At 71.1% G+C, this 25,108-nt stretch carries 20 protein-coding genes; 8 read left to right on the top strand and 12 right to left on the bottom strand.

Translation table 11 applies throughout. The features are described 5' to 3' along the window. The 6 genes from AB0L65_RS27490 to AB0L65_RS27465 are packed head-to-tail and all read right to left on the bottom strand — an operon-like array spanning position 1 to position 4,941. A complete protein-coding gene (locus AB0L65_RS27490) occupies positions 1 to 747 on the bottom strand; it encodes an isocitrate lyase/phosphoenolpyruvate mutase family protein (RefSeq protein ID WP_364250555.1) in 747 nt (248 codons plus the stop codon). Continuing rightward, on the bottom strand, positions 744 to 1,499 hold the full coding sequence (locus AB0L65_RS27485) for a cytochrome P450 (protein WP_364250552.1): 756 nt from the start codon (positions 1,497 to 1,499) through the stop codon (positions 744 to 746). Before AB0L65_RS27485 ends, AB0L65_RS27490 begins: the two co-directional genes overlap by 4 nt. A gap of 51 nt (positions 1,500 to 1,550) precedes the next feature. After that, positions 1,551 to 2,222, bottom strand: coding sequence for a DUF998 domain-containing protein (locus tag AB0L65_RS27480; RefSeq protein WP_350738927.1), 672 nt, complete (start codon positions 2,220 to 2,222; stop codon positions 1,551 to 1,553). Continuing rightward, positions 2,219 to 3,436: a glycosyltransferase gene (locus tag AB0L65_RS27475; RefSeq protein WP_364250549.1), complete on the bottom strand. Its 1,218-nt coding sequence runs from the start codon at positions 3,434 to 3,436 to the stop codon at positions 2,219 to 2,221. Before AB0L65_RS27475 ends, AB0L65_RS27480 begins: the two co-directional genes overlap by 4 nt. 16 nt (positions 3,437 to 3,452) lie before the next feature. Further along, positions 3,453 to 4,286: a DMT family transporter gene (locus tag AB0L65_RS27470; protein WP_355210037.1), complete on the bottom strand. Its 834-nt coding sequence runs from the start codon at positions 4,284 to 4,286 to the stop codon at positions 3,453 to 3,455. Between the two features lie 37 nt (positions 4,287 to 4,323). Then, positions 4,324 to 4,941, bottom strand: coding sequence for a DedA family protein (locus tag AB0L65_RS27465; RefSeq protein WP_350738918.1), 618 nt, complete (start codon positions 4,939 to 4,941; stop codon positions 4,324 to 4,326). A 390-nt stretch (positions 4,942 to 5,331) separates the two neighbouring features. Between AB0L65_RS27465 and AB0L65_RS27460 the strand changes: the two genes are divergently transcribed. Then, a complete protein-coding gene (locus AB0L65_RS27460; protein ID WP_364250546.1) occupies positions 5,332 to 6,531 on the top strand; it encodes a histidine kinase in 1,200 nt (399 codons plus the stop codon). Further along, positions 6,524 to 7,465 (top strand): hypothetical protein, encoded by a 942-nt coding sequence (locus tag AB0L65_RS27455; RefSeq protein ID WP_364250543.1) that lies wholly within the window; start codon positions 6,524 to 6,526, stop codon positions 7,463 to 7,465. Before AB0L65_RS27460 ends, AB0L65_RS27455 begins: the two co-directional genes overlap by 8 nt. On the opposite strand, the gene AB0L65_RS27450 is transcribed toward AB0L65_RS27455, so the two are convergent. The 3 genes from AB0L65_RS27450 to AB0L65_RS27440 all read right to left on the bottom strand — a co-directional run bounded on the left by AB0L65_RS27450 (position 7,373) and on the right by AB0L65_RS27440 (position 10,118). Beyond that, on the bottom strand, positions 7,373 to 8,014 hold the full coding sequence (locus AB0L65_RS27450) for a VC0807 family protein (protein WP_350738909.1): 642 nt from the start codon (positions 8,012 to 8,014) through the stop codon (positions 7,373 to 7,375). The two genes, AB0L65_RS27455 and AB0L65_RS27450, sit on opposite strands and share 93 nt — an antisense overlap. Before the next feature lie 213 nt (positions 8,015 to 8,227). Continuing rightward, positions 8,228 to 8,875, bottom strand: coding sequence for a leucine efflux protein LeuE (gene leuE / locus AB0L65_RS27445; protein WP_364250540.1), 648 nt, complete (start codon positions 8,873 to 8,875; stop codon positions 8,228 to 8,230). Between the two features lie 34 nt (positions 8,876 to 8,909). Then, the gene (locus tag AB0L65_RS27440) at positions 8,910 to 10,118 is read right to left on the bottom strand and encodes a serine hydrolase domain-containing protein (protein WP_364250537.1); all 1,209 of its coding nucleotides are present in this window, start codon (positions 10,116 to 10,118) and stop codon (positions 8,910 to 8,912) included. A gap of 153 nt (positions 10,119 to 10,271) precedes the next feature. Here AB0L65_RS27440 and AB0L65_RS27435 point away from each other — a divergent pair, with 153 nt between their 5' ends. From AB0L65_RS27435 to AB0L65_RS27425, 3 genes are all read left to right on the top strand, one after another. Then, positions 10,272 to 11,522 carry an RNA-guided endonuclease TnpB family protein gene (locus AB0L65_RS27435; protein ID WP_364250534.1) on the top strand — a complete coding sequence of 417 codons (1,251 nt, stop codon included), beginning with the start codon at positions 10,272 to 10,274 and terminating at the stop codon, positions 11,520 to 11,522. 529 nt (positions 11,523 to 12,051) lie between these two features. Then, complete coding sequence (locus AB0L65_RS27430) at positions 12,052 to 13,443, top strand: cellulase family glycosylhydrolase (protein ID WP_364250531.1); 1,392 nt, start codon at positions 12,052 to 12,054, stop codon at positions 13,441 to 13,443. 102 nt (positions 13,444 to 13,545) lie between these two features. Beyond that, the gene (locus AB0L65_RS27425) at positions 13,546 to 16,641 is read left to right on the top strand and encodes a BTAD domain-containing putative transcriptional regulator (protein ID WP_364250528.1); all 3,096 of its coding nucleotides are present in this window, start codon (positions 13,546 to 13,548) and stop codon (positions 16,639 to 16,641) included. On the opposite strand, the gene AB0L65_RS27420 is transcribed toward AB0L65_RS27425, so the two are convergent. The 3 genes from AB0L65_RS27420 to AB0L65_RS27410 are packed head-to-tail and all read right to left on the bottom strand — an operon-like array spanning position 16,614 to position 19,866. Beyond that, positions 16,614 to 18,200 carry a CocE/NonD family hydrolase gene (locus tag AB0L65_RS27420; RefSeq protein WP_364250525.1) on the bottom strand — a complete coding sequence of 529 codons (1,587 nt, stop codon included), beginning with the start codon at positions 18,198 to 18,200 and terminating at the stop codon, positions 16,614 to 16,616. The two genes, AB0L65_RS27425 and AB0L65_RS27420, sit on opposite strands and share 28 nt — an antisense overlap. After that, positions 18,197 to 18,958 carry an ABC transporter permease gene (locus tag AB0L65_RS27415; protein WP_364250522.1) on the bottom strand — a complete coding sequence of 254 codons (762 nt, stop codon included), beginning with the start codon at positions 18,956 to 18,958 and terminating at the stop codon, positions 18,197 to 18,199. The genes AB0L65_RS27420 and AB0L65_RS27415 overlap by 4 nt, the downstream gene beginning before the upstream one ends. Continuing rightward, complete coding sequence (locus AB0L65_RS27410) at positions 18,955 to 19,866, bottom strand: ATP-binding cassette domain-containing protein (RefSeq protein WP_364250519.1); 912 nt, start codon at positions 19,864 to 19,866, stop codon at positions 18,955 to 18,957. Before AB0L65_RS27410 ends, AB0L65_RS27415 begins: the two co-directional genes overlap by 4 nt. Before the next feature lie 161 nt (positions 19,867 to 20,027). Here AB0L65_RS27410 and AB0L65_RS27405 point away from each other — a divergent pair, with 161 nt between their 5' ends. The 3 genes from AB0L65_RS27405 (at position 20,028) to AB0L65_RS27395 (ending at position 25,090) form a co-directional block, all read left to right on the top strand. Next, positions 20,028 to 21,857, top strand: coding sequence for a M14 family metallopeptidase (locus AB0L65_RS27405; protein WP_364250516.1), 1,830 nt, complete (start codon positions 20,028 to 20,030; stop codon positions 21,855 to 21,857). 258 nt (positions 21,858 to 22,115) lie between these two features. After that, the gene (locus tag AB0L65_RS27400) at positions 22,116 to 23,681 is read left to right on the top strand and encodes a cellulose binding domain-containing protein (RefSeq protein WP_364250513.1); all 1,566 of its coding nucleotides are present in this window, start codon (positions 22,116 to 22,118) and stop codon (positions 23,679 to 23,681) included. Then, positions 23,678 to 25,090, top strand: coding sequence for a carbohydrate-binding protein (locus AB0L65_RS27395; RefSeq protein WP_364250510.1), 1,413 nt, complete (start codon positions 23,678 to 23,680; stop codon positions 25,088 to 25,090). Before AB0L65_RS27400 ends, AB0L65_RS27395 begins: the two co-directional genes overlap by 4 nt. The last annotated feature ends 18 nt before the right edge of the window (positions 25,091 to 25,108 follow it).

Below are 25,108 nucleotides of genomic sequence, written 5' to 3'. Positions count from 1 at the left end.
TTATCGCGGTTGCGGCAGCAGCGCGGCGATCTCCGCGTAGGTCGGCAGCGGAGGGGCCTGCCTGCCCTGGGCGGCGGACACCGCCGCGAGCGCCCCGTGGAGCGCGGCCCGGTACAGCAGCGACCCGGTGCTCACCCTGGCCACGCCGGCCTCGGCGAGCTGGGGGAGCGTGGGGCCGTCCGGCTGGTACAGGACGTTGAGGGGGAGCGGCGTGCTCGCGGCCACCTCGGCGATCTCGCGCAGGTCGCTCATGCCGGGCACGAAGATCCCGTCGGCGTGGCCGTAGGCGGCCACCCGTTCGCGTGTGTCGCCGGTCTTCAGCCAGTACGTGTCCGTACGGGCGTTGACGAACACGCCGTGGCCCTTGGCCGCCTCGATGATCCGCTGGTGCAGCTCGATCGGGCGCAGCGTGCCATCAGGGCGGCCGTCCTCCAGGTTGATCCCCGCGACTCCGAGCGCGGCGAGGCCCGCGACCAGGTCGGACACCTCGGCGGGGTCGTCGCTGAAGCCGCCCTCGATGTCGACGGTGACCATGACGGCCAGGTCCTTGATCGATTCGGCCAGCTCGATGGTCTCCGCCCTGGTTGCGCCGGCCGCGTCCGGTCTGCCGTACGCGGCGGCCACGCCGAGGCTGGTCGTGCCGATCGCCGGGAAGCCCTCCCGGGCCAGGAGGGCGGCCGAGCCGTAGTCCCAGGCGTTCGGCAGCAGCAGGGGGTCGCCGGGGCGGTGCAGGTCGTGGAAGTTCATGAGCGGCTCACGTCGAGAAGGGCTTCGAGCACGCCCGCGGCCAGCGCGCGCGCGTGGGCGGGCCCGGGGCAGGGGCGCACGCCGTGGCCGAAGGTCAGATGGGGGGTACGGCCGCGCGAGAGGTCGAACCGGTCGGGATCGGCGAACACGTCAGGGTCGCGGTTGGCCGACACCAGGTCGATGGTCACCTCGTCGCCGGTCCGCGTGTCGAGCCTGCGGGTGGCCTTGAGCGGCGGGTCCTGCCTGAGCGTCTCGTGCAGCAGCGCCTCGGGGTCGGCGCCGGGTCCGGCGTGCCCGACGGCGTTCTCGATGAGCGCCTCCGTGGCGGCGTGCCCCTGCAGCAGCAGGGTGATCTCGGGGATGGTGGCCTGTTCGAGCAGTTCGGCGACGGCGGCGTCGGCCTCCGGGCTCTCCTCGCCGGACAGGTAGCCGGTCGCGGCGGCGGCCACGGCGCTCGTGTCCTTCACGCCCAGCGCGGCGCCGAGCGTGGCCGTGGGGACGCCTCGCCAGTCGCCGCCCCGCTCCAGCGTCATGGCTCTGGCGGCCGTTCTCAGCTCGGCGGGGTCAAGGGCGGCCAGCCGCTCCTCCAGCAGGCGGCGCCGCCCGGCGTGCGTCTCTCCGGTGCTGAACCTCGACACCTGGGCGCGGAGCCAGGCCAGCGTGCCCTCCTCGGCGTCCTGTCGTACGGGAGGCGGCACGTACCTCGGGTCGGCGAGCACCGCCTCAGCGGCTGAGTGGCGTGTGATGAGCATGGTTGTACGCTAGAACGGCGTCATTTCGTCGCGGGTCGAAGGATGGGGGCATCAGGCCGCCAGGCGGTCTGTCCGCTCGGGGCGTTCGGGTTCGGCCGGGACGGCCTGGGTGCGCACGGCGGGCCGCTTCGCGACCGACACCAGCGCCATGGCGACGAGCAGCGCCATCTCGGCCAGCACCACGCCCCGCTCCAGTGGGCCGTAGTAGCCTGCGCCGCCGATCAGCGGCGAGGTGATCGAGGCCGGGTGGGCCGCCAGGTAGAAGGCCAGCATGGCCGCCGAGGTCACGCTCAGGGCCCGGACCGCGTTCCACAGGGGCGCCGCCTCCCGGCCCCTGGCCAGGGTCCAGCCGGCGACCGGCAGCGAGGTGAACACGACGGCCGCCGCCCACCGGTGGATCTCGCCGGTCAGGGAGCCGACCTGCGAGTTGCCGGGGTCCGTGGGGAAGATCGCGCTCATCATCAGCCCCGCCGCCCCCGCCAGCAGCAGCACCCTGGTGGCCGCGGTGCGCGCCGGGTCGCTCGCCGCCAGCCCGTACGCGAGACACAGGCACGCCCCCGCCAGTGCCAGCATCCCCACGAGGACGGGCACGAGCCCGCCGGAGACCAGCGCGTAGTCGCTGAGCAGCGGCTGCGTCGGCAGGGCGACCTGCGCGTACGCCAGAGCGCACACGGACACCACCGTGCCGGAGACAGCGCCCCAGGCGCTTTGGACTGGGGTCATCGGGCCACCTCATCGTAGATCTGCTCGAACCGGGCCAGCGACGACCGGTCATCGTGGGTGAGCGCCAGCTCCCTGCTGGTCTTGCCGAGCCGGGCCCGCAGGTCGTCGTCGGTGAGAATGCTCGTCAGGTGCCTGGCCAGGGAGATCACGTCGCCCGGCTGGAACAGGTATCCGTTCTCGTCCACCAGGTGCGGCAGCGCCATCGCGTCGGCGGCCACCACGGGCAGCCCCATGGCCATGGCCTCCAGCGTGGCGATGCTCTGCAGCTCGGCGATGCCCGGCATGGCGAACACGTCGGCGGCGGCGAACGTCTGGGGCATGAGCTCGTCGGGCACGAAGCCCAGGAAGGAGACCCGCTCGCCGACGCCGATGCGGGCGGCCAGCCGCTCCAGCTCCGCCCGCTGGTTGCCGCGGCCGACGAACACCGCCTGGGCGTCGGTCCGGTTCAGCACGAGCGGCAGCGCGCGGACGATCTCGTCCAGGCGCTTCTCCTCGTCCAGGCGGCCGACGAACAGGATGGTCGGCCTGTCGGGCAGGTCGAACAGCTTGCGCGCCCACGCCTTGGGTTCGGCGCGCGGGTGGAACCTGGTCAGGTCGATCCCGCAGGAGACCGCCTCAACCTCGCGGCCGAAGCCCTGGTCGGCCAGCAGCTTGGCGGCCAGCGGGGTCGGGGTGGTGATGCGGTCGGCGCGGTTGAAGATCCGGCTGAAGTCGCGCCACGCGAGCCGGCCGGCCTTGATCCGCAGCCGCTCGGGGATGTGGCAGAACTGGAAGAGGTTGTCGGGCATGAAGTGGTTGGTGGCCACGATGGGGACGTTCGCGCGCCGGGCGGCGGCGATGGCGGCCCTGCCGACCACGAAGTGACCCTGGGCGTGCAGCACGTCGGGACGGATGCCGGCGATCAGCCGGTCGAGCCTGGCCGGCACCGTGAACCGCATTGTGGGGTGGACCGGTATCGGCGCGGAGCGCAGGCGGTGCACGATCACGTCGTCCACGACGTCGGCGGTGGGCGGGCCCACGTCCGACTGGCAGACCACGTGCACCTCGTTGCCGCGCGCGGCCAGGCCGGTGGCCAGGCGGTGGGTGAAGTAGGCGGCGCCGTTGACGTCCGGCGGGTAGGTGTCGGTCGAGATCAGGATCCGGCGCGGCCGCTCGGGGGCCGGGGTGGGGGCGGTCTCGGCGATCTGGGGGAGAGAACGCAGGGGCATGGCCATGGAAGTGACTCCGGTTTCACAAAGGGGTGGGGGAATGAGTCGGGGGATTGTTGCGGGACTCCAGCGGGCTGGTGCGGGCCAGCGCGACGGTCCCGGCCGCGGTCAGGAGCGCCGCCGCGACCGGCACGATGCCGGTCGGCACCGGCTCGCCGAGCAGCAGCGCGCCGAACGCCACCGCGGTGAGCGGGTCGGCGATCTGGAGCGAGGCGAACGAGACGCCGAAGTGCCCGACCGCGTAGGCCCGCTGGAGCATCACCAGCGCCAGCAGCAGGGGCACCGGCAGCGCCAGCACGTACCACCAGTTCCAGGTGCCGTCCAGCAGCACGCGCATGAGCGTGGCCGTCGCGCCGTAGAGCACGCCCGAGCTGGTCGCGAGCAGGGCGGCCCGGCCCGCCGGCGAGGCCGCCCGCGAGGCGGCCCACAGCAGGACCGCCGCGACTCCGGCCACGCCGAGCAGGGTGAGCACTCCGTCCGGGCCGAGGTAGGTGGGACCTTCCGAGTTGGGGACCAGCAGGACGAGCCCGACCAGCCCGGCCGCCACCACACCCGCGGCCGCCAGCTCCTTGGGGGAGGGCTTGCGGCCGTGCAGCGCGGCGGCGAGGGGCAGGGCGAACAGCAGGCTCGCCACGCCCATCGGCTGGACGACGGTCAGCGGCCCGAGCCCGAGTGCCACGATGTGCAGGCCACCACCCGTCAGAATGGACGCGCCGCCGATCAGCCAGCGCGGTTTCCGCAGTAGGGCGAGCAGCCCCGGTTTGGCCGACCCGGCTGCTTCGAACTGCTGCAGAGCGGCTCCGAGCGCGAAGAACAGCGAACCGACCAGGGCGATCGCCGCGGCCAGCACAGTCATTTCGCACTCCTTTCAGACGGATGGTTGCCAGACAGGGTCAAACGGACGTGTCCGCGGGAAGACGTTCTGGGGAAGCCTGGATGGCGCGTCGCTTCCTGAGCCATCTCACGAGCTCGACGAGCGCGGTGATGGACACCGCGATGCCCAGGCCGAGGAGCAGGCCCTTGATCGGGTCGTTCTCGAAGGCCATGCCGCCGAAGAAGCCGATCAGCCCCGAGTACACCGCCCACGAGCTCGCCGCGATCGCGTCGAAGAACGTGAACGAGCGCAGCGGATGCCGTACGGCGCCCATGGTCAGCGTGGTCGCGGTGCGCCCGCCGGGGATGTACCTGGCCACCACGAGGACGAGGCCGCCCCGCTCGGCCAGCGTGTCGCGGGCCCAGACGAACGCCTTCTTGTTCCGCAGCCTGCCTGCCGACTTGTTGCCGATCAGGTAGGAGATGTGGTCACCGGCGAAGGCGCCCAGAGCCGCCGCCACGATGACCAGGGCCAGGTTCGTCTCGCCGGAGGCGGCGAACACCGCGGCGGTGATCACTGACGTCTCGGCCGGCACGATCGGGAAGAACCCGTCGAGCAGCGCGAGCCCGAACAGCGCCGCGTATAACCAAGGTGATGACATCACCTGCTGGACCAGGTCGAGAATGGCATGCGACATGAGTGTTCACTCCGATCGTTAGGGCACCCACACAGCGTGTCTGCGTGGCACGGCCGGGGACATCGGGGATGCCCCGGGTCGAACGCGGACCCATCCCTTACGCGGATCAGGGCCGGTACCCCATGAAGGTAGAAACTCCGCAGGTCACGGCACATCGGACGATCGGCACGCACCGCCCCCTACTTTCGTCGGGGGCCCGGTTCCGACCTCCGGGTGACACCATCGATCAAACCGGTTTCCGCAGGCCGAAACAGGAGTGGAGGTAGGCGCTTTCGGGGTGGGGCTAGCTCTACCGCGGCAGTGGGCGCCGCCCTACCCTGACTTTCGTCAGGGTCGCCGGCTGACTTCCGGCGGCATCCGCGGGCTCGGGAGGCGGCTACCGTCGGTCCGGTGAGACGTCTTCGCCGGGAGAGCCGCCGCCAGGTGGTCTACGACCTGCTGCTCTGGGCCGTGCTCGGCATCTTCGTGGCGGCCATGGGCCCTGACCCGTTCGTGGATCCGGCCGCCTTCGCCATGGTGAGCCTGCCCAGGATCGGGCTGGCCACGGTCGCGGTGCTGGTGGGCCGCCGCTGGCCGCTGGCCGCGCTGGTGCTGCTGTTGCCGCTGGGGCCGTGGCAGTTCAGCGAGGGGTTCGCGACCGTGGACCTGAGCTGGCTGCTGCCCAGGCGCAACGTGAAGATCCTGCCGCTGCTGGCCAGCTCGCCGTTCATCATGTGGTACGCCTACCTCACCGGGCGGCGCCTGGCCGTGCTCTGGCCCGCGCCGCTGGCGTTCTGCCTGATCTCGGCCGTCGGCGTGGGCGTCGTGCTGGCCAAGGGCGGCGACCTCGCCCTGTGGGTGTCCATGGTGACCGCGCTGCTCGGCACGTACGTGGTGCCGTACCTGCTGGGGCTGCTCAGGCGCAGGCTGCTGCAGGGGCGCACGCAGGCGGGGCTGGCCGCCGAGGCGCAGGCGCGGCTGCGCGAGCGGGCCAGGATCGCGCGGCAGATGCACGACTCCCTCGGCCACGACCTGGCTCTGATCGCGGTGCGGGCGGCCGGGCTGGAGATGGCCCAGGGGCTGGCCGAGACGCAGGTCAGGGCGGCGGGGGAGCTGCGGCTGGCGGCGGCCGACGCCACGGACCGGCTGCGCCAGATCATCGGGCTGCTGCGCGAGGACTCCGACGCGGCGCCGCTGTCACCCGTGAACGAGGACGTGACCGAGCTGGTGCGGCGGGCCAGGGACTCCGGCATGCCGATCACCCTGGACCTGGCGCCGGGGCCGGTGCCCGACCTGGCGCACGCGGTGGTCCAGGAAGGGCTCACGAACGCCGCCAAGCACGCCCCCGGAGCCCCGGTCGGGGTACGGGTCTCGCCGGAGCGCGTCACCGTGCGCAGCGGCCGGCCGCGCGCCCGGCCCCTCGCGCTGCCCGGCGGGCTGGGGTTGGCGGGCCTGCGCGAGCGCGTCCGGCTGGCCGGGGGCACCTTGACCGCCGGCCCGGTCGGCGACGGCTTCGAGCTGGACGTGAGCATCCCCCGCGCGGGGGAGCAGGATCCCCGCGGCTCGGGAGGGAATCACCGGCCCGCCGGGCGACGCTCGGAGCATGACTGAACGCAGACCGGAGATAGGCCGCGTCACCGCCGCGATCGTCGCGATCGCCGCGATGCTGCCGTACCTCACGCTGAAGACGCTCTGGCTGACGGGACACCCGGTGGGGGTCGCCGATCCGGCCTTCATGACCGACCCGGCGATGATCGGGCTCAACACGATGACGTTCGGCATGGAGGCGGTCGGGCTGGTGCTGGCGCTGGCGTTCACCATGCGGTGGGGACTGCGGCTGCCGGCCTGGCTCGTGCTGCTCCCGCTCTGGGTCGGCACGGGCCTGCTGGCCGTGGTGATCGTCACGGCGCCGATCATGGTGCTGACCGGGGGGCTGGCGGTCTTCGAGACCGGCGGGGCCATCGAGCCGTGGATCTACATGATGGTCTACGGCGGGTTCGTCGCGCAGGGTGTCGGCCTCATGACGGCCTTCGTGCTCTACTCGCGCGACCGGTGGCCGGGCGTCTTCACCACCCGGATCGATCACGCGTTCGCCAGTCCGACCCGGTCGTTCCAGACGGTCGTGGCCTGGGGCGCTCTGCTGGTGGCCGGGCCGATCGGCGCGGTCAAGCTCGCCGGGGGCCTCCAGGACCGCGTCGAGGGCCTGCTGGCCGTCGCCGGGGCCGTCGCGCTCGTGCTGATGGTCCGGCGGCGCGGGCGCGGCCCGTTCTGGGCGCCGCTGGTGGCGACCTGGCTCGGCTCGGGCTCGCTGTTCGCCGGCGGGCTCTACGTGATGATCATCAGCTCCGTACGGGCGCCGCTCGGCGCGCCGGGCGCGGAGCTGACCGAGCTGTTCGGCATGCTGACGGGGCTGGTCATGGGGATGTGCGGGGCGTTCCTGCTGGCCGAACGGTCAGGTGTGGGCGACGTTCAGCCGGCGGAGCACCCGCTTGAAGGCGAAGATGGAGAACGCGATCGCCAGTCCGCTGATCACGGCCACCGCTGACGTCCTCAGCACCATGAACCCGCCGAGCGACCCGGCCAGGTATTCGTGGACGGCCAGGGCGATGCTGAGCGTCGAGTTCATGAGCAGCACGAACGCCCACAGCAGCGTGATCCTGGCGAAGAACCTGCGGACCCGCTCGTGCTTGAGCACCGCCGACGGCAGATGGATGTAGTCGAGCGTGAGCTTCTGCACGAGCGGCCGGTTGAGCCGGACGGAGGCGAGGAACGCGATGCTGATGCAGATCGTGCCCATCTCCGGCTGGATGAAGAACCACATCCACGTGCCGGTCCAGAACGCCACGAGAGCGCGGACCGTGATCGCGAACGCGGCCAGGAACATGGTGGCGGGCACCTTGACCCGCCTGATCAGCCGCCACCCCACCCCGATGTAGACCCAGGCGACGGTGGCGATGAGCGCCCCCTTGAATCCCAGGACCATCATGGCCAGGTAGAACACCGCCAGCGGCGCCACGACGCCTTCGAGCAGCCTGGGGGCCGCCTGCCGGGCGAGTGCCGTCAGGCGTGGAAGGTGGACCGGGGGATGGTTCAAGGCTGCTCCGCAGATAGGCCGATGATCAGCGTCTACCCGGGCTTCGGGGGACATGGCTTGCCAGATGGACCGCTCGCCGTAACCAGCGCGGCATCACCCGCGTCCCGGGAAGCACGCCGGTGGCTTACCGTACCCGAGGAGAGGTGATGCGACTGCCTCTTTTGACGCGTTCCATCTGTTTCCACGAAAACAGCGAGGTCTTACGGCAGGCTTTCAACTGAGTGACGAAGTGGCGAGCTTCGCGCCGAATCCGAGGAACAGAGCGCCGACTCCGGTGGTCAGACCGGCGCTGAGCTTCCTGCGCCGGCTGAACTGGTTGGCCAGGAAGGTCCCGCCGAAGATCAGCGCCGTCAGGTAGAGGAAGCTGAACACCTGGATGATCGCGCCCAGGATGAGGAACGACAGCGCGGGGGCCGCGTAGCCCGGGTCGACGAACTGGACGAAGAACGAGACGAAGAAGAGGATGGCCTTCGGGTTCAGCAGGCTGATCACCAGGGCCTTGCGGAACGGGCGCGGCTGGCGCTCGATCTTGACCTGCGGCTTCTCCTCCTCGGTCGCCTTCCTCGATCGCCAGGCGCCCCTGATCATCTGGAAGCCGATCCAGGCCAGGTAGCCGGCGCCGGCGTACTTGACGATCGTGAAGAGCAGCGGGTTGGAGCGGAGCAGGGACGCGGCGCCGGCGGCGGTCAGGAACATCAGCACGGTGTCGCCGATGAAGACGCCGGCCGCGGCCCGGTAGCCCTGGCGGACGCCGTTCTGGGCGGCGAAGCTGAGCACGTACAGCGAGTTCGGGCCGGGCAGCAGAATGATCAGCAAGGCGCCGATGACATAGGTCCAGAAATTGGTGATGCCGAAGAACATGCCTCTTACTCCAGGGGGAGGATCAAACCGCACATCACGATATCTCGCCTGGCGCGTACCATATCCCGCCGTATACCTGCCTGTAGCCGAGCGCCTGGTATGTGGCGTCCACCAGCGCCTGGCCGCGCTCGTTGATCCCGAGGCCGATGCCCTGCTTGTTCATCGAGTAGCCGAACGCCAGGCGCGCCGCCGGGTCGCAGAAGCCGACCGAGCCGCCCATGCCCACGTGCCCGAACGCGGTCGCCGACAGGAGCGCGCCCTCCTGGTCGGCGGGCGGCAGGTGCCGGTTGTCCGCCGCCTTCACGAAGCCGAGCGAGAACCGCGACGGCACCGCCAGCACCGCGTCGGTGCCCGCCGAGGCGGTGAGCGACATGTGGACCAGGTGCTCCCCGGTGACCAGGCCGCCGCCGCCCAGCGACAGCGGCCGGTACATCCCGGCCAGGCCCCGGGCGTTCGTGATCGCCCCGATGGCCCCGAACTCGGCCGCGTGCGCCGCCCGGCTGTCCGACTCGCCGGGCGTCATGTAGCCGCCCTCGTTCGCCAGCAGCAGCGCGGGCATCGAGGCCGGGTCCGTGAACGCCTTGACGTAGAAGGAGGGCGGCGTCGCGGGCGGGTCGGCGGGGATCGTCGGCGCGACCCGGTGCTCGTACTCCTCCGGGAGGCCCAGCCAGAACTCCAGGCCCAGCGGCTCGGCGACCTCCTCGCGGAAGAACGTCCCGAGCGAGCGTCCGCTCACCCGCCGGACGACCTCCCCGACCAGGTAGCCGAACGTCAGCGCGTGGTATCCGTGCCTGCTGCCCGGCTCCCAGAACGGCTCCTCGCCCGCGAGCCTGTCGGCCATCAGCTTCCAGTCGTAGAACGCGCCGGGCGGCAGCTGCTCGCGCAGTACGGGCAGCCCGGCCTGGTGGGCGAGCAGGTGCCGGACGAGCGTCCCGCCCTTGCCGCCGGCGCCGTACTCGGGCCAGTAGCGGGTGACCGGCGCGTCGAGGTCGAGCTCGCCCCGCGAGGCCAGGATGTGGGCGCAGAGCGCCGTCGCGCCCTTGGTGCACGACCAGACGTGCCCGATCGTGCCGCTCTGCCACGGGACGCCCGGCGCGGCCTCGCCGCCCCACAGGTCGACGACCACCTCGCCGCCGACGATCACGCACACCGACGCGCCCACCTCGCCGCGGCGGGCGAGGTTGCCCTCGAACTCCTCCGCGACCTGGGAGAACCGGGAGTCGCAAGTGCCCTGCACGCTCATCTGGTTCCTTTCGCTGGAGACCCCGGGCTTTAGCCCTGGGCAGGAATGTGAGTTCCCCGCGGAGCGGGGCAGGCATAGACAGCCCGCCGTCAGGCGGAATGTCGTTGAGCAGATCGCGTGCAGCCTGCTAAGCCCTCCGCTAAGATGATCTCTGTGAGGACGGCGTACAAGTGCCGGGCCTACCCCACGCCCGAGCAGGCCAGCGTGCTGAACCGCACGTTCGGCTGTGTGCGCCTGGTGTGGAACCGCGTGCTGGCCTGGCGTCACGCCCGCTGGTACGGCGAGAGGCTGTCCACCAACGTCCCCCAGGCCAACACCTATCTGACCCAGCTCAAGCAGGTCGAGGAGTTCGCCTTCCTGGGCAAGGTCTCCTCCGTCCCGCTCCAGCAGGTCCTGCGCACTCAACAGAAAGCGTTCGCGAACTTCTTCGCCAAGCGGGCCCGCTATCCGCGCTACAAGTCCCGGACGGGACGGCAGGCCGCCGAGTACACGCGCTCGGGCTTCCGCTACCGCGACGGGCGCCTGTTCCTGGCGAAGATGGACGCCCCGCTGAAGTTCGCGTGGTCCTGGCCCGACGTGGACCCTGCGACGATCGACCCGACCACGGTGACCGTCTCGCGTGACCCGTGCGGGCGCTGGTACATCTCCTTCGCGGTGGATATCGTCGACCCCGAGCAGCCCCCGGTAACAGGTGCCATGGCCGGCGTGGACCTCGGGGTGAAGGACTTCGCGGTCACCAGTGACGGCGAGAAGATCCCCAACCCGCGCTTGCTGGCCAAACGGGAACGCAACCTGGCCCGCTACCAGCGGCGCATGGCCCGCAAGCGGCGCGGGTCGAACAACCGCAAGAAGGCCAAGGCAAAGGTCGCCCGTGCCCACCGCAAGGTCGCCACGTCTCGGGCTGACTTCCTGCACAAGACCAGCACCCGCCTGGTCCGCGACCACGACGTGATCGTGATCGAAGATCTCGCCGTTAAGAACATGGTCCGCAACCGCCGCTTGGCCAAAGCGATCTCCGACTGCGGGTGGGGTGCCTTCCGTCGCATGCTGGAGTACAAGACCGCCAAGTACGGCCGTCGCCTGATCGTGATCGACCGGTGGCATCCCAGCTCGAAAACGTGCAGCAAGTGCGGGCATCTGCTCGCCGGGCTGAGCCTTTCCACCCGGCGCTGGACGTGCCCGGGCTGCGGCACCCTGCATGACAGGGACATCAACGCCGCGAAGAACATCTTGGCGGCAGGTCGTGCCGTGTCTGCCTGTGGAGGTGACGTCAGACACTCCGAGTCCTCTCGGGTGCGGTCGCCGACGAAGCAGGAACCCCAACCTGTGAAGGTTGGAATCCCCCGGCTTAGCCGTGGGGAGGAAGTCAATTCCCGAATCCATCACGATGAGCAGACCTTGTAAACCGCCAACTTCCTCACCCGTTCGGCCCCCACGGCTCTGCGGCGCGCATTTGCACCCGTCGGCTCTGTGGCGCACGCGTCGAACGGCGCTGCCTGGTCGTCCCCGGCCGGCGCTCCTCGTCAATCCACATCTACGACACGAAGGACCGGATCGGCGCGGGGCCGGTCAAGGTCATCGAGCCGGGTGCTCGTGAGCCGCACCGGGTACTCGCGCCCGCACACGGCCCACTACGGCCCCGAGGGGCCTGTCCGTGTCCGCGCTCTCCTGCAAATTTGAGCTTTACCCTCAATACCTATTTGTTTACTATGGAATGCAGGTGGGCTCGCTGATGCGCTGGGGCTGGCGGCGCTGCTGTCCGTGGGTTCGCCGTTCGAGATGGGCGCGGTTCGCGTGGCTAGGGGTGGCCACGTGGACCGCGCCCTTTGACTGCTCGCGTCAATTTGGGTCTTGTCCTCCGGTGGAGGTCCGATCTACGCTCCCCATACTCGTTAGTAAGGTTTCCTAATGAACGAGTGAGGAGCTCACCCCCATGCATCGATCCGTGCGGCTCGCCGCCATCGCCGCGATCGTCGCCGCCTCCTTGCAAGCAGCCCCAGCGCAGGCCGCGACCACGTACGAGGCCGAGAACGCCACCGTCTCCCAGGGCGTGGTCGAGTCGAACCACGCCGGCTACAGCGGCACCGGGTTCGTCAACTACGACAACATCACCGGCTCGTACGTCGAGTTCGCCGTCGACGCCGCCACCGCCGGCCCCGCCACCCTCACCCTGAGGTACGCCAACGGCACGACCGTGAATCGTCCGATGGCCATCGCCGTGAACGGCACCGCCACCACCAGGGACTTCCCCGGCACCGGCGCCTGGACCACCTGGCAGGAGGCCACGGTCACCACCACGCTCAACGCCGGGACCAACACCGTCCGCGCCACCGCCACCACCGCCAACGGCGGCCCGAACCTCGACCGCCTGGTCCTCGGCACCTCCTCCGGCACCGGCACGCCCGTCCAGGCCAACGGGCAGCTGCAGGTGTGCGGGGTCAAGCTGTGCAACGAGCACGGCAAGCAGATCCAGCTGCGCGGCATGAGCAGCCACGGCCTGCAGTGGTACTCCCAGTGCCTCAACACCGCCTCCCTGGACGCGCTGGCCAACGACTGGAAGGCCGACGTCCTGCGGATCTCCATGTACATCCAGGAGGACGGTTACGAGACCAACCCCCGGCTGTTCACCGACCGGGTGCACAACCTGATCGAGCAGGCCACCGCCCGCGGCATGTACGCCATCGTCGACTGGCACATGCTCGACCCGGGCGACCCCAACTACAACCTGTCGCGGGCCAAGACGTTCTTCACCGAGATCGCCCAGCGGCACAACGGCAAGAACAACCTGCTCTACGAGATCGCCAACGAGCCCAACGGCGTCTCCTGGTCCACCATCAGGAACTACGCCAACCAGCTCATCCCGGTGATCAGGCAGTACGACCCGGAGACCCCGATCCTGGTGGGCACCCGCGCCTGGTCGTCGCTGGGCGTCTCGGACGGGGCGACCGAGTCGGAGATCATCAGCAACCCGGTCAACGCCGCCAACATCATGTACACGTTCCACTTCTACGCGGCCTCTCACGGCAGCGAATACCTCAACACGCTGTCCAGGGCCGCCGACCGGATCCCGATCTTCGTCACGGAGTTCGGCACCCAGACGGCCTCCGGGGACGGGTCGAACAACTTCACGCGGTCGCAGCAGTACCTCGATCTGCTGGCCCAGAAGAAGATCAGCTGGGTGAACTGGAACTACTCGGACGACTTCCGCTCGGGCGCCGTCTTCACCGAGGGCACCTGCCCGAACGGCACCTTCGCCGGCACCTCCCGTCTCAAGCCCGCCGGGGTCTGGGTCCGGGACCGCATCCGCACCCCTGACGACTTCTGACCCCTTCCGGTCCGGCCAGGGTCCTCCCCGGACCCTGGCCGGTTCTTTTCACCCCACCCGCGCGTTGCCGGAGGAGCGGAGGGGCAGGGCAGGATGTGACATGTGCGGATTTGCATTCTCGGGCCGCTGGAGGTCGAGGGCGACGGGGGACCGATCGCGGTCGGTGGGTTCCGGCTGCGGGCGCTCCTGGCCGTGCTGGCGCTCGAAGCCGGCCGTACCGTCACGACCGAGCGGCTGATCGACGCCCTCTGGCCGGACGACCCGCCCGCCAACGCGGCCAACGCCCTCCAGACGCTGGTCAGGCGGCTGCGGGTGGCGCTTCGCCCGTACGAGGTGGTGGAGAGCAGGCCGGGCGGTTACGCGCTGGCCGTGGCCCCCGACGACGTGGACGCCCTGCGGTTCAGGCGGACGGCCGCGAAAGGGGCCGGAAAAGGGGCCGGAAAGGGGGACGGCCTGGAGCTCTGGCGGGGACCGGCGCTGGCCGATCTGACCTCCGTGCCGCTCCTGGCGAACGCGGCCGCCGCCCTGGAGCAGGACCGGCTCTCCGCCGTCGAGGCCCGCGCCGAGGCCGGGCTGGCGGCGGGCACGCCGGTCGATCTGACGTCGGAGGTCGCCGCGCACCCGCTGCGTGAGCGGCTGGGCGCGCTGGCCATGCGGGCGCTGGCCGCGGAGGGGCGGCAGGCGGAGGCGCTGGAGCTGTTCGAGCGCACCCGCCGCACGCTCGCCGACGAGCTCGGCGTCGATCCCGGGCCCGAGCTGCGCGCCGCCCATCTGGCGGTCCTGTCGGGAGAGGTCCCGGCTCGCCCGGCGCCTCCGATGGCCCAGGTCAGGCAGCGGGGCAACGTACGGACCCCGCGGACCAGCTTCATCGGCCGCGAGGCCGAGCTGGACCAGCTGGGCACCCTGCTCGGCCGGGCCAGGATCGTCACGCTCGTAGGCCCCGGCGGCGCGGGCAAGACCAGGCTGGCCACGGAGGTGGCGCTCCGGTCGGCGGAGGCGGTCTGGATGGTCGAGCTGGCCCCGGTCAGCGACCCGGCCGATGTCGCGGGCGCCGTGCTCGACGCGCTCGGCCTGCGTGACGACCGCCCGCCGTACCGGCTGCCCGCCGGAGGGAGCGGCCCGGTGGAGCAGGTGGCCGAGGCCCTCGCGGGCCGCTCCGCGTTGCTCGTCCTGGACAACTGCGAGCACCTCGTCGACGCCGCCGCCGAGCTGGCCGAGCGGCTGCTGACGGACTGCCAGGACCTGAGGGTGCTGGCCACCAGCCGGGAGCCGCTCAACCTGCCCGGCGAGCACCTCGCTCCCGTCCCACCGCTGGAGCCGCCGCCCGTGGGGGCGAGCGCCGAGCAGGCGGGGGCGTACCCGTCGGTCCGGCTGCTGCTCGACCGGGCCGGGGCCGCGCGGCCGGGGTTCGCCGTCGACGGCGGGAACGTGGCCTCGGTGGTGGCGCTCTGCCGCAGGCTGGACGGCATGCCGCTGGCCATCGAGCTGGCCGCGGCCCGGCTGCGCACCATGACGCCGAGGCAGCTCGCCGACCGCATCGACGACCGGTTCAAGCTGCTCACCGGCGGCAGCAGGACCGCGCTGCCGCGCCAGCAGACGCTCAGAGCGGTCGTGGAGTGGAGCTGGGAGCTCCTGGGCGAGCAGGAGCGGGTGCTGGCCAGGCGGCTGGGCGTGTTCGCGGGCGGCGCGACGCTGGAGACCGTCGAGGCGGTCTGCGGGGGAGCGGCGGACGTGCTGGGCGCGCTGGCCGACAAGTCGCTGGTCCAGGTCTCGGCCGAGGGCCGCTACTCGATGCTGGAGACCATCCGCGCCTACGCGCTCGAACGGCTGGCGGAGGCGGACGAGGTCGGCGAGTACCGGCGGCGGCACGCGGCGTACCTGGTGGACCTGGCCGAACGGGCGGTGCCCGAGCTGCGGACGGCCGCGCAGATCGCCTGGATCGAGCGGCTGTCCCCCGAGCGCGACGACTTCGCCGCGGCGCTGCGGTACGTCATCGACGAGCGGGACGCCCGGTCGGCGCTGCGGCTGTGCGCGGCGCTGAACTGGTACTGGTGGATGACCGGCTACCGGAAGGAGAGCGCGACCTGGGCCATGCAGGTGATGGAGCTGGTGGGCGACGATCCGCCTCCCGGGCTGGCCGAGGCGTACACGGCGTGCATGTTCGCGTACGGCGTGGACAAGTTCGGCACGATCGTCAACGACCGGCCCGCCATGCAGGCGCTGTCGGGGCTGATGGACCGGCTGATCGAGCGGGCCGAGCGGGAGGGGCCGCTGCATCCGATGATCAGGCTCAGCAGGGCCGTCATGGCCGCCGCCGCGGGGGAGGACGACCGCGCCGCCGAGCTGATCGAGGCGTACATCGAAAGCGACGACCTCTGGTTGTCCAGCTCCGCCCTCATGGTCGGCGGCCGGATGCGCAGCGAGGAGCGGCTGGAGCGGTCGGTGGCCGGGTTCAGGCAGCTCGGGGACCGGTGGGGGCTGACCGAGGCGCTGCTGGGCCTGGCCGAGGTGCGGGCCGCCCGGGGCGCGCCGACTGGCGACCTGATCGCCGAGACCTGGTCGCTGACCAGCCGTTGGGTCGGCTCGGACGAGGCGATCTCGACGCTGCTCAGGCTGGCGGAGCTGCGGCTGCGGACCGGCGACCTGGACGGCGCGCGCGAGGACCTGGACAGGGCCAGGGCCAGCATCGACGGGGAGACGACAGCGTACACGCGGCTGCTGCTCGGCCTGGCCGAGGCCGCGCACGTCTGCCACCTCGGCGACCTGGACCGGGGCCTGGAGATCTACCGCGGGCTGTTCGCCGTGCTCGCCGAGGCCCCGCCGATGGTGCAGCTGGTCGCCGCGCTCAGGACCGCGTACGGCCGGGCGCTGGCCCGCGCCGGCGACCTGGCCGCCGCGCTTGACCAGCACCGCCAGGCCCTCGACGTGCTGGGCACGTCCAGCCCGGACCGGCCGCTGCAGTCGCAGGTGCTGGCCGGGTTCGCGCTGGCGGCGCAGGCCGAGGGCGACCAGGAGCGGGCGGCCGTGCTGTTCGGGGCGTCGGCGGCGATCGAGCCGTGCGACGTCTCGCCCGACACCGTGGAGGGCGCGCGGACGGCCAGGGCCGCGCTCGGTGACGAGCACTACGACGAGTGCTTCGCCAAGGGCGCGGCCATGTCCAGGCAGGAGGTCTACGGGATGGTCGGCAGCACGACGTAGGAGGGGCCGTGCAGGGTGGTGGTGCCCTTGTCCAGGTTCCGCCCGAATCGGGGGAAGTTCGAGCCCGACACGTCGATCCTGATCCGGTGCCCGGGCAGGAAGGCGTTCGAGATCGCGCCCAGCGGCACCGTCACCTCGCGCACCTCGCCGGGCACCAGGCCCGTCACCCTGGCGATGCCGTCGGTCAGCAGCTCGGCCCGCCCGTCGGGGTGGACGTCGATCAGCTTGGCCGTCACGTCGGCGCTCGTGGCGGTCGAGGAGACCCGCGCGACCAGCTCGACCGGGCCGCTCACCTCCACCCGCTCGGTGAGGGGCGCCGTCCGGTGGCGCAGGACGTCACCGCGCCCGTCGAGCGGCCGCTGGTCGAGCGGGCCGAACGCGTCGAACGTCATGACCGCCCCGCCGACCGTCGGCACCGGGTCGCCCGGATCGCTGACGAACTCCGCCGACCCGCCCTCCCCGGGCGTCGTGCCGAGCCCGCCGTCGAAGCCCAGGTGATACGGCACGGGCCTGGCCCGCCGGACGGGCCAGCCGTCCTCCTCGCGCCACGTGTCGTCGCCCATCACGAAGATCTTCACCTTCGCCCGGTCGCGCAGGGGCGCCCCGCGCAGCCAGTGGTCGAACCAGTCGAGGTGCACCCCGGTCCAGTCGATCGCCTCCTGGCTCGCCTGGTCGCCGTAGTCGCGCCCGCAGATGTCCCGCTCGTGCGTGAAGTGCGTCCACGGGCCCACGATCAGCCGGGACTCGCCGCCCAGCCGCTCGAAGTGCTCGATGGAGCCGTCGCGGAAGTAGTCGTACCAGCCGGTGCTGACCAGCGCGGGCACCTCGATGTCGCCGTGCCGGACGACGCCGCCGCTCCAGAGCGGGTCGAGGGGGTCGGGGGTGTCCATCCACGTCGAGTAGAAGGGCACCAGGTCGGCCAGCAGCGGCTGGTCGCTGAGCGGCAGCCGCTCCGACAGCTCCCTCAGGCGCTCGTCGAGCCCGTGGGGCAGGCCGATGGCCGCCAGGTATCGGCCCTTGTCCTCCTCCGTGGCCGTGCCGAGCGCGATCCGGCGGTCCAGCTCGTCCACGGCCAGCACCATCGCGCTGACGGTGAGGATGATGTTGAGGTTGGGGATGCCGCCCGGCTGGTAGACGCACTCGTACAGGCCGGCGGGGGAGACGTGCGGCGCGACGGCCTTCAGGCCCTCGGGGCGCTCCTGGGCCGCGAGGAGCTGGGTGATGGCCAGGTACGAGTCCCCATACATGCCGACATTTCCGTCGGACCAGGGTGCGGTCGCCGCCCACCGGACCGCGTCGTACCCGTCGGCCGCCTCGCCGCCGATGAACCGGAACTCGCCCTGCGAGGCGCCGGTGCCGCGGACGTCCTGGATGGCGACCGCGTACCCGGCGGCCACCAGGCGGGGCACGTCGAGGTGGTACCCGGGGCCCGTGGCGCCCCGGCCGTACGGGGTGCGCGACAGCAGCACGGGGAAGCGCCCGCTCTCGGCCGGCCGCCACAGCGTCGCCACCAGCTCGGCGCCGTCACGGGTGGTCATGGTCTCGGTGGTCTCGATCATCGGACTCTCCTGTTGTAAGCACGAAGGGCAAGGGGCGCGAAGAGGACGAGCAGGGCGGCGGTCCAGCCGAGCGTGATCCACACGTCGGAGGGGTGCAGGCCGCCGGTCAGCAGCCCGCGCAGGGCGCCGGCCAGGTGGGAGACGGGGTTGACGCCCATCCACCAGCTCAGCCAGCCGGGCATGTCGGTGGCGGGGACGAAGGCGCTGCTGCCGAACGTGAGCGGCAGCAGCACGGCCGTCGCCATCCCCTGCATGGACGTGACGGACTTGGCGACCAGCCCGATCCAGGCCGAGCCCCAGCTCAGCGCCATGGCCAGCAGCAGCACCAGCCCGAGCCCGGCCAGCGCGCTCAGCGGGCCGGTCGTGACGCGGAAGCCGACGGCGTACCCGACGACCATGGACATCACGATGGTGATCAGCAGCGTGAGCAGGTCCGCCAGGATGCGGCCCGCCAGCGGCGCGGACCTGGCGATCGGCATGGTCCTGAACCGGTCGAACACGCCGTTGCCGATGTCGGTGGCCAGGTTCATGCCGGTGGTGATCGTCGACATGAGCGCCACCTGGACGAGCACGCCGGGCAGCATGTACGCCACCGCGCCCGCCCGGTCGCCGCCGGCCGCCCCGCCGAACAGGTACACGAAGATGACGATCATGAAAACCGGCTGGAAGAGCAGGCCGAAGAGCTGGCCGGGATGGTTCTTCAGGGGGATCAGGCTGCGCCAGGCGAGCGTGAGGCCCTGGGAAAGCGCGGTGGTCATCGGTGGTCTCCGGTCAGGGTGAGGAAGACGTCGTCGAGGGAGGGCAGGCGCAGGGCGTGCTCGGCGAGCACGATGCCCGCGTCGTCCAGATCCCTCAGCAGGGCGGGCGGCGCCGAGAGGTCGTGCACCGGGACGCTGACCACGCCGTCGGCGGCCTTCGCGCCGAGGATGGTCTCGGCCTTCTCCAGGTCGGCGGCGCGCAGCGGCCGTACGTCGAGCCGGTGCCCGCCCGCCAGCGCCTTGAGCTCCGCGGGCGTGCCGGACGCCGCGACCCGGCCCCGGTCGATGACCAGCAGGTCGTCGGCGAGCTGGTCGGCCTCCTCCAGGTACTGGGTGGTCAGCAGCACGGTCACGCCGTCGGCGGTCAGCTCCCTGACCACGTCCCACAGCTCGCCCCGGGCATGGGGGTCCAGGCCGGTGGTCGGCTCGTCGAGGAACAGGATCCGGGGGCGGCTCACCAGGCTGACGGCCAGGTCGAGGCGGCGGCGCATGCCGCCCGAGTAGCCGCTCGCCGCGCGGTCGGCCGCCTCCTCCAGGCCGAATCGGGCCAGCAGCTCCTTGGCCCTGGCCCTGGCCGCCGGCCGCGACAGGCCGAGCAGGCGGCCTATCAGCAGCAGGTTCTGGGTGCCGGTGAGCTTCTCGTCCACCGAGGCGTACTGGCCGGTCAGGCCGATCAGCTCGCGGACCTTGGCGGCCTGGCGGGTGACGTCGTACCCGCCGACCAGGGCGCGGCCCGCGTCAGGGCGGGCCAGGGTGGCCAGGACGCGCACCGCCGTGGTCTTGCCCGCGCCGTTCGGGCCCAGGACGCCGAGCACGGAGCCGCTCCGCGCCGCCAGGTCGACGCCGTCGAGCGCGCTCTTGTCGCCGTATCTCTTGACGAGCCCTTCGGCTTCGATCGCGTACTTCATGTCTTCGAGGGTGTCCGGGCCCGCTGGCATCCACCTGGCATCGACCTGTCAGGGGGATGGTGCATGTCCGTAACTTTGGGCCTTTCCTCCGTGCGGCAACGTCTTCAATCTCGGGTCAGGCGCCGGACACCATCCGATCCCGAGCGCCCGAGGAGGACGAGGTGCGACACCGATTAGTCATCCTGCTGGCAGCCCTCAGCCTGATCAGCCTGACCGGCATGTCAGGGGCGGGCGCCGCCGCGGAGCCCCCGGCCAACAAGCAGTACCGCGTGCAGGGCCCGGCGGACGCGCGGCAGCGCAGCGCCGTCGCGGCCACCGGAGCGGCCATCGAGGAGGTGGCCAAGGATTCGGTCCTGGTCACGGCCACGGCAGCCGAGGTCTCCGCCATCAGGCGGCTCGGCTACCGGGTGGCGGAGGTGCCGCGCCCGACATCCCCGTCCGGCGTCGGGACGCTTGACTTCCCGCCGGCGGACTCCGGCTACCACAACTACGCGGAGATGAACGCGGACATCAACGCCCTGGTCGCGGCGCATCCGAACATCGTCAGCCAGTCCACGTTCGGCACCTCGTACGAGGGCCGGGCGCTGCCCCTGATCAAGATCAGCGACAACGTGGGCACGGACGAGAACGAGCCCGAGGTGCTCTTCACCGCGCATCAGCACGCCCGCGAGCACCTGACGGTCGAGATGGCGCTGTACATCATGCACCTGCTGGCCGACAACTACGGCACCGACGCCCGGATCACCAACCTGGTCAACACCAGAGAGATCTGGATCATGCCGGACCTCAACCCGGACGGCGGCGAGTACGACATCGCCACCGGCTCCTACCGCTCCTGGCGCAAGAACCGGCAGCCGAACTCCGGCTCGTCGGCCGTCGGCACCGACCTGAACCGCAACTGGGCCTACAACTGGGGCTGCTGCGGCGGCTCGTCGGGCTCGACGTCCAGCGAGACGTACCGGGGCGCGAGCGCCGAATCGGCCCCCGAGATCAAGGCGGCGGCCAACTGGGTGCGCAGCCGGGTCGTCGGCGGCGTGCAGCAGATCAAGACCAACCTCGACTGGCACACCTACAGCGAACTGGTCCTGTGGCCCTACGGCTACACCCTCAGCGACACCGCGCCCGGCCTGACCCAGGACGACCGGGACGCGCACGCCACGCTCGGCCAGAACCTGGCCTCCACCAACAACTACACGCCCGAGCAGGCCAGCGACCTCTACATCACGGACGGGACCATCGACGACTGGATGTGGGGCGCCTACAAGATCTTCAGCTTCACCTTCGAGATGTACCCGACCGGCTCGAACCCCGGCTTCTACCCGCCGGACGAGCAGATCGTCCCGCAGACCACCCGCAACAGGGAGGCCGTGCTCCGCTTCCTCGAATACTCGGACTGCGTCTACCGGATCATCGGCAAGGAGTCCCAGTACTGCGGCACCGGCAACCCGCCGCTGACCGTCTACTCCGACACCTTCGAGACGGCCACGGGCTGGACGGCCAACCCGTCGAGCACCGACACCGCCACCCTCGGCCAGTGGGAGCGCGGCGACCCCGAGGCCACCACCTCCAGCGGCGCCAAGCAGCTCGGCACCACGGTCAGCGGCACGAACGACCTGGTCACGGGCCGCCTGGCAGGCTCGGCCGCCGGTGACTTCGACATCGACGGCGGCATCACCTCGATCCAGTCGCCGCCCATCACGCTCCCGTCCACGGGCGCGCTGAACCTGTCGTTCTCGTGGTACCTGGCACACGGCTCGAACGCCTCCAGCGCCGACTACTTCCGCGTCCGCGTGGTCGGCACCACCACCACGACGGTCCTGAACCAGGCGGGCGCCGCGGCCAACCGCAACGGCGCCTGGGCCACCGCGACGGCCAGTCTGAACGCGTTCGCGGGCCAGACGGTCCGCATCCTCATCGACGCCGCCGACGCCTCGGGGGCCTCCCTGGTGGAGGCCGGCGTGGACGACGTCAAGATCACCCAGCAGTCGTAATCCGCTCCGCCACTCCGCCGCACAGGATCCCGGTCCTGTGCGGCGGACTCATGTTTGGGTCTTGTAAGGACGGGCTGTCAAGGCTACGATCGCGACAACTCTTAGGAAACTTTCCTAAAAGTAAGCCTCCGACATCACCGGTCTGCGCACACACCCCCCCAAGGGCCCGTGCCCACCTCCACGGGCCCGTGCCGTACGGCTTGCGCTCTCACCCCCCGGTGCAAGCCGTACGGCACGCCACCCCTGAAGGAAGAACTCGTGAGACCTCGCGCGATCCTCCTGGTGCTCTCCACTCTCGTCCTCACCCTGTACGCCCTCCCGGCCCAGGCCGCTTCCGCCACCGCGACCTTCGTCAAGGTCTCCGACTGGGGCTCCGGATTCGAGGGCAAGGTCACCGTCACCAACGGCACCACCACGGCCATGAACGGCTGGAACGTCCAGTTCGACGTCCCGGCGGGCTACTCGATCCCCTCCGCGTGGGACGCGGTCATGTCCCGCAGCGGGCAGCACTACACGTTCACCAACCCGAGCTGGGCCTCCCCCCTCGCACCCGGGGCCAGCGCGAGCTTCGGCTTCAACGGCAGCCCCGGCAACTTCCCCGGCATCACCGGCTGCACGCTGAACGGGGCCTCGTGCGGCGGCTCGACGGCCGGGGCCCCGGGCAAGCCGGGCGCCGCCTCGGCCACCGTGACCGGCAGCGCCATCTCCCTCACGTGGGGAGCGTCCTCGGGCACGGTGACCGGCTACCGCGTCTACGAGGGCGCCGTTGTCAAGGCCACGGTCACGGGCGCCTCGGCCACGATCGGCGGGCTCGGCTCGTGCGAGACCCACACCTACACCGTCAAGGCGTACAACTCCGTCGGGGAGTCGGACGCCGGCGACCCGGTCACCGCCACCACCACCGGCTGCACCGGGGGCGGCGGGACGCTGCCCAAGCACTTCCTCACCGGCTACTGGCACAACTTCGCCAACGCCGCGGCCGAGCTCAAGCTGTCGGCCGTCCCCAACGAGTACGACCTGATCGCCATCGCGTTCGGCGAGGCCACCGCCACCGCGGGCGAGGTCGCCTTCGCGCTCGACCCCGGGCTCTCCTCGGCGGTCGGCGGCTACACCGACGCCCAGTTCAAGGCCGACGTGCAGGCCCTGCACCAGCGGGGCAAGAAGGTCATCCTGTCCGTGGGCGGCGAGGCCGGGCGCGTGCAGGTCGCGAGCGCCGCCGCCGCGACGAAGTTCGCCGACTCGGTGTACGCGCTGATGCAGTCCTACGGCTTCGACGGCGTGGACATCGACCTGGAGAACGGCCTCAACGCCACCTACATGGCCCAGGGACTGCGGGCGCTGCGCGCGAAGGCCGGCTCCGGGCTGATCATCACGATGGCCCCGCAGACCATCGACATGCAGTCGACCGGGGCGGAGTACTTCAAGCTCGCCCTGAGCATCAAGGACATCCTCACGGTCGTCCACACGCAGTACTACAACTCCGGGTCCATGCTCGGCTGCGACCAGGCGCAGGCGTACGGGCAGGGCTCGGTGAACTTCATGACCGCCCTCGCCTGCATCCAGCTCGAGAACGGCCTGCGTCCCGACCAGGTGGCGCTGGGCCTGCCGGCCGGGCCGGGCGCGGCGGGCGGCGGCGTCGTCTCACCCTCCCTCGTCAACCAGGCGCTCGACTGCCTGGCCAAGCGCACCAGCTGCGGGACCTTCGTGCCACCGCGCGCCTATCCGGACATCAGGGGCGCGATGACCTGGTCCATCAACTGGGACGCGAGCAACAACTGGTCCTTCTCCAAGACCGTCAAGCCCCACCTCCAGGGAATGCCATGAAATTTCGCAGCAAACTCATCGCATTACTCGCCGGGATCGCCCTCGCGCTGACCGGCGCCGGATTCTCGACCGCCACGCCCGCCGCGTTCGGGGCCGTGCAGCAGCTGGCCGCCGCCTGGGCCCCGTGGACCTCGTACGCGATCGGCGCGGTCGTCACCTACAACGGCGTCGACTACGTGTGCATCCAGGCCCACACCTCGCAGCCCGGCTGGGAGCCGCCCAACGTGCCGGCCCTCTGGAAGGTCGGCTCGGGCGGCGGCAACCCCGGCGCGCCCGGGCAGCCCGGATCGGTCAACACCTCCGTGACGAACTCCAGCATCTCGCTGAGCTGGGGCGCCTCGTCCGGCACCGTGACCGGCTACCGCGTGTACGAGGGCTCGACGCAGCGGGCCCAGGTCACCGGCACCAGCGCGACCGTCTCCGGGCTCGGCACGTGCACGACGCACACCTACACGGTGAAGGCGTACAACTCGGCGGGCGAGTCGGTCGGCCGTGACGCGACCGCCACCACCAGCGGCTGCACCGGCGGCGGCGGGACCAAGATGCCCGGCGCCCCCTACCTCTACATGGGCTGGGGCGACCCGCCGAACCCCGGCACCGTGATGGACGCGACCGGCGTCAAGTCGTTCACGATGGCGTTCATCCTGTCCGGCGGCGGCTGCAGCCCGGCGTGGGACGGCAACCGCCCGCTGACCGGCGGCGCCGACCAGCAGGCCATCAACACGATCAAGTCGAAGGGCGGCAGCGTCCAGGTCTCCTTCGGCGGCTGGCAGGGCAACAAGCTCGGCCCCAACTGCTCCACGCCGCAGGCGTTCGCCAACGCGGTGCAGCAGGTCATCAACGGCGTCGGCCCCGCCGTCGTGGACTTCGACATCGAGAACACCGACGAGTTCGAGAACTACACCGTCCAGGACCGCATCCTGAACGGCCTCAAGATCGTCAAGCAGAACAACCCGAACGTCAAGGTCGTCGTCACCTTCGGCACCTCCAAGACCGGCCCCACCGCGCCCGGCGTGCGGCTCATCAACCAGGCCAAGGCGCTCGGCGTGCCGATCGACAACTACACGATCATGCCGTTCGACTTCGGCGGCTCGAACATGTACCAGGACACGGTCAACGCCTCCGAGGGCCTGAAGAACGCGTTGAAGAGCGCGTTCGGGTGGAGCGACGCCCAGGCGTACGCGCACATGGGCATCTCGGGCATGAACGGCCTGTCCGACCAGCAGGAGACGACCTCCCCGTCCACGTGGACGCAGATCCGCGACTGGGCCAACTCGCACGGCCTGACCAGGCTCGCCTACTGGGCCGTCAACCGTGACCGCCCCTGCCCGGGCGGCGGCGTGGTCTCCAACTGCAGCGGCATCTCCCAGTCCAACTGGGAGTTCACCCGCATCACCGCCGGATTCTGACCCGCTGAGCGGCCCGCC

Source organism: Nonomuraea sp. NPDC052116, from assembly GCF_040680035.1.
In the GTDB taxonomy this organism is placed as follows: domain Bacteria; phylum Actinomycetota; class Actinomycetes; order Streptosporangiales; family Streptosporangiaceae; genus Nonomuraea; species Nonomuraea angiospora_A.
The sequence above is the reverse complement of the archived record's forward strand: the minus strand, read 5'-3'. Positions and strand labels throughout refer to the sequence as shown.